A 14,859-nucleotide genomic window follows, 5' to 3' on the forward strand; every position below is an offset into this window, starting at 1 on the left:
ATATTTCCTGCAATTGTAAAATGGATTTAAAGGTAGGTTTACTTGTTATTTAATAAATATTTATCCGAAGAGAAAGAAACTGTTCCATAATTTAGTAAATTCATTTATATTTATTTCAATTTTTAGATTTTAAATCAAACAAAATGAAACTTCAAATCGCGGTCATCGCAATTCTTGCAATCTGCTCATGCAAACCAACTGTTCAGACACCTGTTGCTCCTCCCGTCAAAGAGGAAGCACAGTCTTTTTTAGATAGCTATAATACAGAATTTCAAAAATTATATACCATCGCGTCTGAAGCAGAGTGGATATCTCAAACACATATTGTTGAAGGAGATACAACCAATGCGACTCGGACCAAAGCAGCCAATGAAGCATTAGCAAAATTTACCGGGAGCGAAGAAAACATCAACGCGTGTAAAAAATATTTAGCATTAAAAGATTCCTTGGAAACACTACAAATAACACAGCTAGAAGCCATTTTGTATGCTGCAGGTGATAATCCCGCTGTTGCAAAAGAATTGGTAGCACAACGAATTGCAGCGGGTACTGCTCAAACTGAAAAAATGTATGGGTTTAAATTTCAACTCAATGGAAAAGAAGTTGACCCTAACAAAATTGATGATATTTTAAAAGATAATACCAATCTCAAAGAACGACTCGCTGCCTGGAATGCAAGCAAAGAACTGGGTAAAGCGCTTAAGCCGGGATTGATTAATCTCAGGGATCTTAGAAATAAAACGGTACAGGCTATTGGATATTCTGATTATTTTAATTATCAGGTTTCAGAATACGGCATGGATGCAGATCAGATGATGGTTGATTGTCGAAACATGATTCGGGATGCCTGGCCCTTGTATCGGGAATTGCATACCTATGCACGTTACGAGCTTGCAAAAAAATACAAAGAAAAAAATGTACCGGATCTTTTGCCTGCACATTGGCTTCCTAATCGTTGGGGACAGGATTGGTCTGCACTGGTAGCTGTGGAAGGATTTGATCTTGACAAAATCATAAAAGCCAAAGGAGATAAATGGTGTGTGGAACAAGCAGAACGTTTTTATGTAAGTCTTGGTTTTGACAGCCTACCTGAATCATTTTATCAAAAATCTGATCTCTATGCCTTAGCTCCCGGTACACAATACAAAAAAAATACACATGCATCTGCATGGCATTTGGATCTTAATCAAGATGTTCGTTCTTTAATGAGCATTGAAGCCAATTCCGAATGGTATGAAACCACCCATCATGAATTAGGTCATATCTATTATTATTTAGAATATGCAAAGCCTGGTATTCCATTCGTATTGCGGAAAGGAGCCAATCGCGCATATCATGAAGCAATTGGAAGCATGATGGGTTTGGCTGCTATGCAAAAACCCTTTCTCCAAAATCTGGGCCTGGTAGATGAAAAAACAAAAATTGATCAAACGCAAATTCTATTAAAAGAAGCCTTAAACTACATTGTGTTTATTCCTTGGAGTGCCGGTGTGATGACGCATTTTGAACACGATTTATATCATAACAATTTGTCTCCTGATCAATGGAATAAAAGTTGGTGGGATTATGTCCAAAAGTTTCAGGGAATTGCGCCTCCTGCTGCACGTGATGAAATTTATTGTGATGCCGCAACGAAAACACATATCAATGATGATGCAGCTCAATATTATGATTATGCATTGTCCTTTGTGTTATTATTTCAAATGCACGACCATATAGCTCAAACTATATTAAAGCAAGAGCCGCAGGCTACTAATTATTTTGGCAATAAAGAAATTGGCAAATTCTTACACCACATTCTTTCAAAAGGTGCAATTGAAGACTGGAAAAAATTATTGAAAGACAATACAGGAGAGGATTTAAATGCGAAAGCGATGCTGCGCTACTTTGAACCATTGATGACGTATTTAAAAGAAGTTAATAAAGGAAGAAGCTATACCCTTCCGGAATCCATCTAATTGCAAGATCTCAACATTTAGTTTCATTGGTAAATACCTATCTTTATAAACCCAACGTTTAAATTTTATGCAAAAACCGGTTTGGATTAAAATAAGTCTTGTAGCAGGAGGCATGCTCTTGGGAGCACTGGCTGTATTCATGTTACACAGCTCAGAGGATTTGCCTTTTAACAATCGCTACGATCCCCTTCCACAGACCATTCATTCGATTAAATTGGCTGATAAGTATGACTTTGCTGGAGAAAACATGCCAATAGATTATTTTGATGTATCTGAACGATTGGAACGGGAGTTATTGCTAAATAGCTATATGCACAGTCATACACTCTTGCATTTAAAATTGGCACAACGATATTTTCCACTATTCGAACGGATTTTTGCAGAACAGGGAATTCCTGATGATATGAAATACCTGGCAGTTGCTGAAAGCTCTTTGCGAAATGCAGTATCTTATGCTGGAGCAAAAGGAATCTGGCAGTTTAAAGAAGAAGCTGCCAAGGAATTAGACCTTGAAATAAATGCCTATGTTGACGAACGCAATCATCCTGAAAAAGCAAGCCTGGCTGCTTGTAAATATTTGCGAAAAATGAAAGAACGCTTTGGTACATGGACATTGGCTGCAGCTGCTTACAATATGGGACCAACCGCACTCCAAAAAGCTTTGGCCGAACAAAAAGAAAACAATTATTACGACTTGAATTTAAGTGAAGAAACCAATCGCTATGTTTTTCGTATTGTTGCTATGAAAGAAATTATGGCAAATCCTGAAAAATTTGGATTCTACAGTCGTAAAAATGAATGTTATCCGGAATTGACAAAATATGATTTGGTGGAAGTAAGTTCTTCCATCCCAGATTTAGCGGATTTTGCTCATGAACATAACATTACGTACCGCCAACTAAAATTGTATAATCCCTGGTTGATCAAATCAGATTTACAAGTGGCCAATGGAAAAAATATTCCATTAAAATTCCGAAATAAGCATTTTCGGAATTTATACAAACAACAAGAATAATTTTATTTATCATCCGAAGCGTTTATTGCACGCAGAGACGCAAAGACGCTAAGAGGAGGAATTCTTTCTGAGTTCCAATTATATATAATTATTAATACCTAAAAATATAATTACACTATGAACGAAAATGAAATCAGTTCGATAATTATTGATGTCTGTTTAAATTGCACACTTCATTGGGTCCTGGTTAATTTGTGTCTGTTTATGAAGAAATTCTTGATTATGAATTCGCAAAACTAAATTTAAATGTTCAAAGGCAAAAATCAATTCCAGTATTTTGAGAAGATTTAAAAATGGATATTGGTTTTAGAGCAGATTTTATAATTGAAAATAAAAAAATTATTGAAATTAAATCAGTTGAAACCATAGCTCCTGTCCATAAAAAACAGCTTCTGACTTATTTAAAGATAACAGGTATAAAACTTGGCCTCTTGGTTAATTTTAATGAAGCTCTACTCAAATATGGTATTTCAAAAATCGTAAACAAGCTTTAATTCCTAAGCTTTTACTCTATACTCATCCACTTTGCGCCTTTGCGTCTCTGCGTGAATTCCTCTTCCCTGGGTCTTTACTCCTTTGAGTAAATTCCTCTTCGCTGCGTCTTTGCGTCTCTGCGAGAATTCGTTCCTCTTTGATATACATTACTGATTATCAATAAATTATGTTTCTTTTTTGCACACCATTCTCCTTACGCTCTCTATTTACTATTTTTGCCCTCAGCATTTGTAAATTAATGAGTCAGCTTCTCAATGTCTTATGGAGTCAATATCTGAAACTTCCACGTTCAGAAATGAAGAAATTCATGGAATTTCCTATTGAAGTCCAAAGTAATCAACTTAAAAAAATAGTCAAAGCAACCGAACAGACTGAATGGGGAATTCGATATGGATTTAATAAGTATAAAAAAACTTCAGACTGGAAAAACATGCTTCCATTACAAGATTATGAAAGCATAAAACATGATATTCATCGGATGATGACCGGAGAACAAAATGTATTATGGCCTGGGCGAATAAAATATTATGCAAAGTCATCCGGTACTACCAGCGATAAAAGCAAATACATTCCTATAACCGATCCAAATCATAAAGATTGTCACACCAGAGGAGGGTGGAGATTGCTTGCAGCCATTTATGACAATGTCAAAGACTGCAAAATTATAGAAGGCAAAAGCATTTTACTTTCTGGAAGTTATAGCTCCGATTTACCAGAGTTTCCTGGAAGTACGGTAGGTGATGTTTCAGCGATTATTTATCAACGGATTAATCCACTTGCAGTGAATCGGCTGTTTCCAGAAAAAGAAATCGCCCTGCTTCCGGATTTTGAAAAAAAACTGGATATCATTGCCAAAGAAAGCATCCATGCAGACATCAGAATGGTAGCCGGAACACCTACCTGGGCCGTTGTGTTATTTAAAAAAATATTAGAACAAACGGGAAAACAACACATGCTTGAAGTATGGCCTAAAATGCAGGTTTTTGTACATGGGGCTGTAAGTTTTGTTCCGTATCGCGAACCTTTTCGTGAATTTTTTCCGTCAGATTCTTTTACTTATATTGAAACATACAACGCGTCTGAAGGATATTTTGCTGTTCAGAATGACAAATCCACACACGACATGTTGCTTTTATTAGACAATGGCGTGTTTTATGAATTTATTCCAATGGAAGAATGGGATAAAGAAAATCCAAAAACAATTTTTCTTGAAGAGGTGGAATTGGATAAAAATTATGCAATGGTCATAACCACCAATTCCGGTTTGTTCCGATATAAAATTGGAGATACAGTAAAATTTACTCAAAAATATCCATACAAAATTGTGATTACCGGACGCACCAAACAATTTATCAATGTATTTGGTGAAGAAGTGATGGTTGCCAATACCGATGCTGCATTAACTACAACCTGCGCAGAATTTGGCGTAAACATGGTAGAATATACTGTAGCACCAATTTTCTTAACCGGTTCCGGTAAAGGCGGACATGAATGGATTATTGAATTTGAAAATGACCCAAAAGATCCGGATGCTTTTGCCAGAGCTTTGGATGCAAATCTTAAGAAAGTCAACTCCGATTACGAAGCCAAACGTTTCAATGATCTGGCTCTTGAACGATTAAAATTATCAATAGCTCCCAAATCAACTTTTTTTAATTGGATGAAATCACGAAATAAAATTGGCGCTCAACAAAAAGTACCCAGACTTGCCAATCATCGGGAATATCTGGACGAATTGAAAAAATTTATCTAATCTCATTTTAAAGACAACTACTTAAAAGATCCTACTGACAATTTATTCTTTCTTAGTGTCTTCTACTTTTCGATGAATCTTCGAACCATTTTTAAGTTTGCGGGATAATGCCACATAGGGTCCAATAACCACTTCATCTCCTTCAGAAATTCCTGATTTAATTTCGATGTAATTTTCATCCTGAATCCCAATTTCTACATCAACTCGTGAAACCGTATCGCCATGCACCACAAACAATGCTTCCCGATAAGGTGAATCATCAACTTCCTTTGCTTCCGTCTGAGCTGCTGGCTGTTGAATTTTATTTTCCCGGTCATTCTTTTCTTTTTGTTTCCTCACTTCCTCATTGGGATCATAAGCAATGACTGCCTGAATGGGTACACTCAAAACATTTTTAACTTCATGGGTATTGATCTCTACAGTTGCAGACATTCCAGGTCGAAACGGTGCCCGATTATTTACAACTAATTCTGCATAGGATGATTTCTCAATGCGAATTTTAACCACAAATTTAGTAACCTGATCTGTTGATAAAGAATTGCCTGCTATCGAACTGATATTATTTGCACTGTTTGCCACTTCGGTCACATGCCCGCTAAACTTTTTATTCTGATATGCATCTACTTCAATAGTTGCTTCATCACCCGTTTTTACATTCACAATATCATTCTCACTTACTTCAACCTGAACTTCCATTGCATGCAGGTCTGCGATGCGCATTAACTCCGTCCCACTCATTTGAATGGTTCCAACGACCCGTTCACCGCGTTCAACGTTTAATTTTGATATAATACCGGTTGCAGGTGCTTTAATAATCGTTCGACCTAAATTGGTGCGCTGTTCTTTTAACAAGGCCTCAGCATCCTTTACTTGAAATCCAGCAGACTCCGATCCTTTGATTGCATTTTCAACCATGATTTCTGCAGCTTTAAAACCTGCTTCCAGATTTTTCATAGTAGTTTCCGAATTTTCAAGGTCTGCTAAAGAAATAATTCCATCTTTAAACAATTGCTGATTTCTCTGATGCATTTTTTTTGCATTCTCATATTGCAATTTTGCTTGTGTCTTTTGTTGCTTCGCATTTTCAATGGAATTGCCACTGGAACTTGCTTGTGTACGTGCAATGTTAACACCAGCCGAACTTCTTTCCACTGCTGAGGTATAAGCATCTGCATTGACTTTAGCCAGAATTTGTCCCACTTTTACACTGTCACCTTCTTTAACATACAGCTCAACAATTTCCCCCGAAACATCCGATGAAATTTTTATTTCAGTTTCAGGAAAAATTTTACCACTTGCTGTAACTGTCTCAACCAGATCCCGGATTTGTACTTTTTCCAAATTAACTTCTTCGCCTTTTGGTTTGCTTTTTGCTTTAAAAACAGCAGCAACAATTAAAACTGGAATTAAAATAATTGCTAACCACCACCACCAGCGCAGGCCTTTTTTCTGATTCATACGTTTAAAGTTTTATTGGTTTTCCGGCATAATAATCCAGAACCTTTTGTTTAAAAACCAGATCATATTTTGCAATGACCAGGGTGCTTTGTGCATTTTGCAAATTTGTTTGACTCAAATTTAATTCAAATACATTTGCAAGTCCCAGCTCAAATCGCTTTTGCGTTTTGTCAGCGGAATAGCTCGTTGCATCCAGAGCGCGTTTGGATGCTTCAAACTCTTTTTTAGCTGCTCGGACATTGGCAATCGCCTGGTATACATCTTGATTTAATTTTTCTTTTTGCAATTCAGCTTGCAGCTCAGACGACTTAGTAGCCAATGCTGCTTTTTGTACCCTCGTTTTTGTACTTCGCTGATTATAAATTGGGATATTCAAATTTAATCCGACTCCATATCCCAAAAATTGATCGTATTGATCTTTAAATGGAATGACCTCGGTTGATTTAACTGTTGGATAATCTTGTTCGAATAATACAGATTTTCCATCTATGTAAATCCCTGGAACTAAAATTCTGGAAGTACTGTAATCTAAGGGTCTAATGGCAGCATCTGAAAAACGGGAACCAATACTTGCATTTAAAAAAAGCGAAGGATAATACAAAGCCTTTGCAATCTTTTCGCCCATTCTGGCTGCCTCCAATCGTTTATAGGCAGCTTGCAAGCCTGATTGGGATTGCGCAGCTGTTTCGGATAGGGACTCGAAAGTATAATTTTCAAGTTGAACGCCATTCAATTGCTCTTCAGTAAGACGTTCTAAAAGCAATTTCTTTGAAGGATCCAATCGCATCGCTTGCTTTAAAGTCAACCAAGCGATATCCAATCCATTTTCTGCACTGACTTGTGTTTGTTCCATTCTGGCCAATTGCGATTTAATTTCAATGGCATCCGCTTCCGGTTTAACACCCGACTGGATCATTTTTTCCATTTGGATTAATTGCAGTTTAACATTCTCAGTGTTTTTTTCCGCCATTTCCAATCGCTCCTCATTCAATAATACATTTAAATAATAGGTCGCAATGGTCAAAGCAAGATCATTGGTTGCTTGCTGGTATTCTTTGGTGCTTGCATCCAGGCTCAGTTTACTTTGTTTTATCGAATTGCGAATCAATGCGCCTTGAAATAAAGTCACACCGGAGGCCAATGTATAATTGGCAGAAATAATATTTTCGGTTGTAAAACTGTTGCTGGTTGGATCTATGTTTCGACCAAAGCTGATCCCTCCATTGATACTTCCATTTAAATCCGGTATTTGCTTGTGTTTATTTTCTTTTACAGTCAAAGCCGCTTCATCGACTGAAATTTTGCTTTGTTGCAAGCCTACATTGTTTTTTAATGCATGTTCAACACAGCTGGCGAGATTCCATTGTTCCTGAGCTTGAAGTCCCTGAAACAGAAAACTAAATAAGATTAAATAGGTATAGCGCATTTATATAAAATGATAGCAAAATTAAAGGAGTTTACAAGCATTCGTCCATAGAATCGAGTAATTAACGAATATTTCGGACGAAAAACCAGCTTTTAAGGATGGACCGCCCTTATCGATTGGAATTAAATTCCCCAATAAACAACAATCGATCATAGCGGCTGCCTAAGACTTTATAATAAACCAACACATAATAGTCGTTTTCAGTTTCGTACCAATCGCCTTCCAGTGGACCGGTATCAGGTTTACCCTTGTCATCTTCCAGGGCATACATAAAATTATAATAGCCCATTTTCAACCAGATATAAGCAAAATAAGCCTTGCGACTGGGATCGTACTCCATTTTAAATTCCGGTTTTAATTGCCAATCCGACAAACCACCATAAACATAGACGGGCTCATCAAAAGGAATCGTCCTATTTAATGTAAAATGAGCTTTAAAATAATCAGAAGTGACTTCTGCCTGATCCTGATCCCTGTTTAAAATTAAAAACCGTCCGTTGATATCATCATCCGATAAATATAATTTTTGCGCTCTGACCTCATCGGTCTTTAACCAACAATGATACACCTGGTCAATTTCGTCCCAAAATAAAATATCCTGGGTAGTGGATTGAATTGTACGAATGTCTTTGTGTCTAAATTCCTTTTTGCCCGAAAATAAAATATCATCCGGTTTATTAAAATAAAATAAATCACCCAATACGCTGTTTGGTTTATTCCGCACCAGGCGTGTATTGGGATCACCATTTTGGAATATTTGAACCTGCAATTCCTGCTCGTTATTTTGAATGGCCAATTTATTCGTATTGATCGCAAGTTCCAATGCCTGATGGGTTCTGTAAATTTCTGCATTAACAGGATCTTTCACTTTCAAGCTCACCAGAACTTTATTTTCAGAAATAAAAAAACGCCGTGTGAATAAAACATTTTTAAAACGATCTGATACACAGATTAAATAATTTCCACTGACCAAAAATCCATCACTGGGCACACGCAAGGTATAATGGATATACGGAATGATGGTCTTTCTGGAGGAAGCGTATTCTGTAATTCGTTGCTCTTGAAAATCTTTGTAGTATTCTTCAGGTCGCAAATCTGTTGGCAGCCAATTTTGATCAAAATGAAAGAAAGAATAATACAATTCACTGGGAGATCCTTCCAGCATATCAAAAGTTAACTGCAAATGCTCCTTGACATTCAGAACAAGAAAAGGCATTAATTCTTCTTCCGGCTTATATCTGTAAAATTGAATGGTCTTTACCCGATTGTCATAAACGGTATCCTGCGGACTCAAATCAAATTCTGTTTGCTGTGAATTTCCAATCAGACTACAAACCAATAAGCAACCAAGGATCAGGGTAAAACGCATCAATTCAATTTATTATGGGACAACAGACGATCGAAATTCATTAGAAAATTAAACGACAAAAACTGCAATTCTGGTATTTTTTTTAGGACTCCATGGCTTCAAATTGTCCCATTTAGAGCAGAAATAATGGATCAAAAATAGAACAAAGCAGCCCATTTTAACGTTTAAAGCTATCTGAATAAAACAATTTATGATGTATCCACCAGAATTAACCATCCCAATGACCCGAGAGCTGATTGAATCCGGCTTTAATTCCCTAGAAAGTGCTGAAGCTGTGGACCAGGCCTTTAAGGAACAAAAAGGAACCACTTTGTTGGTTGTCAATTCAGTATGTGGTTGTGCAGCCGCTTATGCCCGTCCGGGTGTACGCATTGCCCTTAACAATGAAAATAAACCAGACCAGTTGGTGACCGTTTTTGCGGGTGTGGACCGGGAAGCCGTTGCTAAAGCCAGAGAATACTTGTTGCCTTATCCTCCTTCTTCTCCATCCATTGCCCTGTTTAAAGATGGCCAACTGGTGCACATGTTAGAAAGACATCAGATAGAGGGTCGCTCTGCACAAATGATTGCCGATAACCTCAGTGCTGCATTTTCTCAATATTGCAATTAATATACCATGCGTTTTATACTCCCATTTCTTTTAGCCAGCATTTTTGTTGGTCATTTAGTTGCGAATACGAATTTTCAAGATTCTTCTTATGCTATAAAAATAAAATACAGCAAGAAAGATCTTAAAAAAGAAATGCAGGATGTAAAAAACCTGGATAAACAGATCAAGGAATGGAATAAGGCCATTAAATCCAACAATCCGGATTATATGAATTCGCTGTTTAGTAAAACATTGGTAAGCATTCAAAAAGAACACAGCGAATTAAGCAACCGGGTTTCATCCAGAAGCAAAGCCCTGATGCCACCAACAACAGTGAGTTCAGAAGACCAACCTAAAGTTTATAACCCCGAATTGAAAGATCAGATCAACCGGGTCAATAAAGCCGATATCATGGCTAAAAAAGTAGAATCTGAATATTTAAGCAATTACATTACGGTTGTTAAGAATGAAAAAAACATCCTCACAAAATTGGCATCTATTGCCAGTTTTGATGAAGACACCAAACCTGAAATTTATCCGCAAATTGCCGCAGATTTTATAGCTTTCAAATCAGAAATGAAAGCGGAAATTGAATTGATGAAAAAGGAGACGGGGAAGAAATAAAAAGATGTTCTTTCAATTAGCAAAAGGAAATACCATTTAACATTTTGATTCTAACTTTATTTGTCTATTTGGGTAATTTAATAGACATTATAAAATAACTATCATTAGAAATAATTGCTTCATTTTCTTTATCTATTACAATGCCTCCTGAGATAAACCCTGCATTTGAATTGATTTTTTCATTTGGAGAACTGTACACCCAATCGGTATGCCCATCGGATGCCCTGATTCCCCAGATTTTTGAACTTCCGGCAAAATAAATTCTGCCTTTAAAATATTCCATATTATATGGACTTGCTCCTCCTGTATTTAGGTTTTCCCAGATTGTTTGACCAGTCAATAAATCCAAAGCGCGGATATCTTCCTGTTCACTTTTAGTAATTAACATGCCTTCTGCAATAATTGCATTGCAGATTGAAAAACTCAGATTGTAACCATTGTTATAAAAATTACGTTTCCAGATTTCCTTCTTTTGCAATAAATCTATGCAATGAAAAGACCTTTGTCCCTGCACGTAGGCTTTATTTTCATGAATTAAAATTGGATTTGTTGAACATTGACCTTCATCCACATAATCTTCAATGGTCCATTCAAGTTCGTCTTTTTTTAAATTATAAACAATAAACCGCTCGCGTGCTTGATGATTACTAAAATTATAAAATCCCAATGAAAAAACTAAACATGAATCTAGTTGAGGATTAATCCATAAAGAGGGCGGCTCCAAAAATGGTTCAAATTTATCCTCCTTCGTGGCTTTAAAAACTGTATCCCATTGTGTAAGTTGGTCTAAATTGATTCTTACCATATATTCATCTGCACCATTCTGATAAGAAGTGAATGTATGATATAAACAATTTCCATTAATTCTGCTTCTTGGAGAACCCGCATTGTCTTGACCTATGTTGATTTTTTTATGGAGCAGACCGCTTTCTAAATTCATTAGAATAATATTGTGAGCTTCTGTGGTGACCCATAAATTTTCTCTAAGTCCAGTATTGTTTCTACCACCTCCTCCAGCTAGTCTTCCATCCGGATCAATCCACCTCCATAATTCTTTACCATCCGCAATATTTCTACAAACAATTGGGCGCACTGGTAAATAAAATTCTGAAATGTAAATTAACTTACCTTGACTAATTACCATCCCAGACTCAATAAAATCGGAAGCAGAATCTGGATGAATGGAAACCTGCCAATTTAAACTTGGATCTAATTTAAAAGTATCTTTTCCCGGACAAGAAATACATGGTCCAGGAGGTATGGGTGGCTCTTGTAATTCGCAACCTGCAAAAATCCCTAATACAATAAATAAGATTATAAATTTGCTCATAAAATATATGCATTTAACAAAATTAAAATAATTTCTATAATCTTTTAAAATTACTTTGGAGCGGTCTTAAAAAACTTGTCAAATTCTCCATTATACAATAACTTTAATTTTGCCGCGGTATTATGGTCATTCCGCATTTGCATATGAGAAGATTTGTCCATTAATCGGGTTGGACCATTTGTAATACCTCCTGGAAGGTTAGATGCGGATTCGGCTAAAACGACTCCATCGGAATCCTTCTCGACACGATTGTAAGTAGATTCTGTAACTGTCCCGCATATCCAAGGATATCCAGGTGTAATGCATTGTGACGGATTAGAAATAGCAGTTTTGGATTCTTCATTTGTATTTTTATTTAGACAAAGACAAAATAACTGTTGTGTTCTTACAAACTCCAATGCTCCAATAATTTTTTTATATTCATCATCCAAGCGAGATAGAACTTCTACACCCTTTTGAAATTCTTGGCGATTTCTTAAAAAATAATCTCTAAATGTTCTAATTCGTTTACAATCATAACTTGGGTATCTGAAAAATGTATGACAGTTCCCATCTTTATATAATTTATCCCAATAAAGATACTTCGCATTATGCTCTTCTACTTTTGCAACATACTTCAAGTAATTATCATTAAATTTATCGACTACATCCTGATCAGGGTCTGCCATAAAATAATCTGATTGCCCGACTGGTATATTAAAATATTTTAATGTCCTAAACATTAATCCATCCTTTTGTTCAACTCCATAAAAAGCTACTTTTGGAATTTCAGCTAATTCCTGATCTTCACATCCATTAATTGATTGTAATTGAGCTGCCCCAACTTTATAACTTTCCGTTATAAAAGGAGTCTGTTGAGCAGTTAAATATGGTAAAATATCCTGGGTTAAACTTTCACAAATTTTTGGAACTAAATCCTTTATATACTCATAAATATTTATATTTATTCTGAATATCCAAATTTTAAAGGAAAGGATACTATTTTCACTGATTGGACCCGCTGATAAATTTTTACATAGATCATCTGCTAAATCAAAAAATTGAGCTTGATTATTAAGTAATCTGGCCCCTTGATGTGGGGATCCAAAAGTTACGAGACCTCCATAAGCCAAATCCTCTTTACTTTTATTACCTAAGCATAAGTCCAAATGCATAGTTGCTCTGCCTACAACTCCGCCTTGACTGTGGCAAACCATAAAATTCCTTGTTGGGTCTTCACCCAATGCCAATTGTTGAGCTCTTCTGGTTTCCATCCATTGATCTCTTACATATGCGCCTGCTTCAAATAATGTACCTCCATTCTGTATATCGGCATAATCTGCAAGATCTCCCTTCATTTTTCTTGGATCTAATAAGGGACTCACAAAATCAGAAGAGGCCGTTTTGGCTCTTGCCCATGTGCCTAAATCACCATTAAGTCCATGAATCCAAAATACCCACCGTTCGTCATCAGTAGTGGGATCATTCTCAGTTGCTGGAGTTCCATTATTATATAAGTTTGGCACAAATGACTGGTTTGAACTAGAGCCAATTCCAACATTATTGTTAAAAGTATTGCTCCCTTGTGTAGATTGACTAAACAAGAAATTGTTATTAAATAAATTTATTGCAAAATAAAATAGAATGAAATTTCTCATGATACTCATAATTTAATAAATTTACTATTGAACTGATTCATTGTATTTTTATACTCAATGAAGTAAATACCCTCTGGATAATTTTGAATGTTGATTTTAATAGAATTAATGAAATTCAATTTACTTTCAGAATAAAATAGTTTGCCCTCTGAATTACTAATTTTTAAATCACCTACATCTATTAAATTGGCTATTTGTGGTAACTGTATCCAAATAAAATCATTCGATGGATTTGGGTACACAAATATTTTTGAAACTGGAAATATTTCATTATCTGAAAATCTTTGAATATTTAAATTTGAAGGAATTTCTTGTTTAATTTCTTTAGATTTATCTTTTCCTAACAACTGCATGGGACTTCCTAAGCTTAGCCCATTTATTTTATAGTTTGAAATTTCTGAACGCTCAGCCTTTCTAAGTATACCACCATAATCTAATTGGATGTAACTGAAATTTATTTTTTGATAAGGAATATATAAACCATTCTCAAGCTTCATTTTTCTTTCAAAAAAGATATTGTCAAGACTATCATTGATATAATATCTGGTTTCTTCCGTTTGATTTATTGGATCAAAAACATACTCAATCGAATCATTGGACACTATATACCGATTGCTATCCAATTCCAATAAATTATAACCTTCCAACATATACCCATTGGAAATTACCGTTTGATACGAAGGAATTGAGTCTTCTTTTCCAAAACCATTTAAATCAAACAGCTCATCATCAAACACATTAGTAATACCATTTTCATTTAAAGATGTATAGATTAGTACATCATTAGTATCGTATAAAAAAGTGCCCAATTTATTAGAAATACTCTTGAATACTTTTGTTGACCAATTATCAGGATTAAATGCCGGTTCGTAATACTGATTTATAACCGTCATTGATGAGTCAAGTTCAATTCTAATTGTCACTTTTTTATACTGCAAAAAATTCCTTACTCTTGTTACATCGAGGTTCTCAAATGAATCAAGAATTGTATTGTTTGAAATTGCAAAATCCGTTGTTATTAATTCATCATACTCAACCTGTTTAATATATGGAATATCCGGAGTACTAATCCTGCTTATAAATGAGCATAACAAAACCGCTATAGGCCCTATCAAAAGTATCAACATTAAAGAGAACAATCTTTTTAGTTTTAGAATTTTTAAGTGCATAATATCTAATTTATAGTTAATAATATTGCTCAACAA

The 14,859-nt window shown here is 35.6% G+C and carries 11 protein-coding genes and 1 pseudogene; 6 read left to right on the forward strand and 6 right to left on the reverse strand.

Going from position 1 to position 14,859, the window contains the following annotated elements:
* Positions 1-143: 143 nt before the first annotated feature.
* The 4 genes and pseudogenes from IPK91_07990 (at position 144) to IPK91_08005 (ending at position 5,221) form a co-directional block, all read left to right on the forward strand.
* Positions 144-1,958: a M2 family metallopeptidase gene (locus tag IPK91_07990; GenBank protein ID MBK8297203.1), complete on the forward strand. Its 1,815-nt coding sequence runs from the start codon at positions 144-146 to the stop codon at positions 1,956-1,958.
* Positions 1,959-2,025: 67 nt separating this feature from the next.
* Entirely contained in the window at positions 2,026-2,973 is a 948-nt protein-coding gene (locus IPK91_07995; protein MBK8297204.1) for a lytic transglycosylase domain-containing protein, read from the forward strand.
* Positions 2,974-3,090: 117 nt separating this feature from the next.
* Positions 3,091-3,467, forward strand: a pseudogene (locus tag IPK91_08000) (GxxExxY protein).
* Positions 3,468-3,706: 239 nt separating this feature from the next.
* Positions 3,707-5,221, forward strand: a complete 1,515-nt coding sequence (locus tag IPK91_08005; GenBank protein ID MBK8297205.1) for a GH3 auxin-responsive promoter family protein — start codon at positions 3,707-3,709, stop codon at positions 5,219-5,221.
* Between the two features lie 42 nt (positions 5,222-5,263).
* On the opposite strand, the gene IPK91_08010 is transcribed toward IPK91_08005, so the two are convergent.
* The 3 genes from IPK91_08010 to IPK91_08020 all read right to left on the reverse strand — a co-directional run bounded on the left by IPK91_08010 (position 5,264) and on the right by IPK91_08020 (position 9,474).
* Positions 5,264-6,679 (reverse strand): efflux RND transporter periplasmic adaptor subunit, encoded by a 1,416-nt coding sequence (locus tag IPK91_08010; protein ID MBK8297206.1) that lies wholly within the window; start codon positions 6,677-6,679, stop codon positions 5,264-5,266.
* Positions 6,680-6,683: 4 nt separating this feature from the next.
* Positions 6,684-8,105: a TolC family protein gene (locus IPK91_08015; protein MBK8297207.1), complete on the reverse strand. Its 1,422-nt coding sequence runs from the start codon at positions 8,103-8,105 to the stop codon at positions 6,684-6,686.
* 109 nt (positions 8,106-8,214) lie between these two features.
* The gene (locus IPK91_08020; GenBank protein ID MBK8297208.1) at positions 8,215-9,474 is read right to left on the reverse strand and encodes a DUF5103 domain-containing protein; all 1,260 of its coding nucleotides are present in this window, start codon (positions 9,472-9,474) and stop codon (positions 8,215-8,217) included.
* A gap of 193 nt (positions 9,475-9,667) precedes the next feature.
* Between IPK91_08020 and IPK91_08025 the strand changes: the two genes are divergently transcribed.
* A complete protein-coding gene (locus tag IPK91_08025; GenBank protein MBK8297209.1) occupies positions 9,668-10,084 on the forward strand; it encodes a BrxA/BrxB family bacilliredoxin in 417 nt (138 codons plus the stop codon).
* A gap of 6 nt (positions 10,085-10,090) precedes the next feature.
* Positions 10,091-10,687, forward strand: a complete 597-nt coding sequence (locus IPK91_08030) for a hypothetical protein (GenBank protein MBK8297210.1) — start codon at positions 10,091-10,093, stop codon at positions 10,685-10,687.
* A gap of 64 nt (positions 10,688-10,751) precedes the next feature.
* Here IPK91_08030 and IPK91_08035 read toward each other — a convergent pair whose 3' ends face one another.
* Genes IPK91_08035 through IPK91_08045 form a run of 3 tightly spaced genes read right to left on the reverse strand, consistent with a single transcriptional unit; the run spans position 10,752 to position 14,823 of the window.
* Positions 10,752-12,017, reverse strand: a complete 1,266-nt coding sequence (locus tag IPK91_08035) for a PQQ-like beta-propeller repeat protein (GenBank protein ID MBK8297211.1) — start codon at positions 12,015-12,017, stop codon at positions 10,752-10,754.
* A 50-nt stretch (positions 12,018-12,067) separates the two neighbouring features.
* Positions 12,068-13,654, reverse strand: a complete 1,587-nt coding sequence (locus IPK91_08040; GenBank protein ID MBK8297212.1) for a hypothetical protein — start codon at positions 13,652-13,654, stop codon at positions 12,068-12,070.
* A 5-nt stretch (positions 13,655-13,659) separates the two neighbouring features.
* Positions 13,660-14,823: a T9SS type A sorting domain-containing protein gene (locus tag IPK91_08045; GenBank protein ID MBK8297213.1), complete on the reverse strand. Its 1,164-nt coding sequence runs from the start codon at positions 14,821-14,823 to the stop codon at positions 13,660-13,662.
* Between the last annotated feature and the right edge of the window lie 36 nt (positions 14,824-14,859).

It is taken from the genome of Saprospiraceae bacterium (assembly GCA_016712145.1).
In the GTDB taxonomy this organism is placed as follows: Bacteria; Bacteroidota; Bacteroidia; order Chitinophagales; family Saprospiraceae; genus Vicinibacter.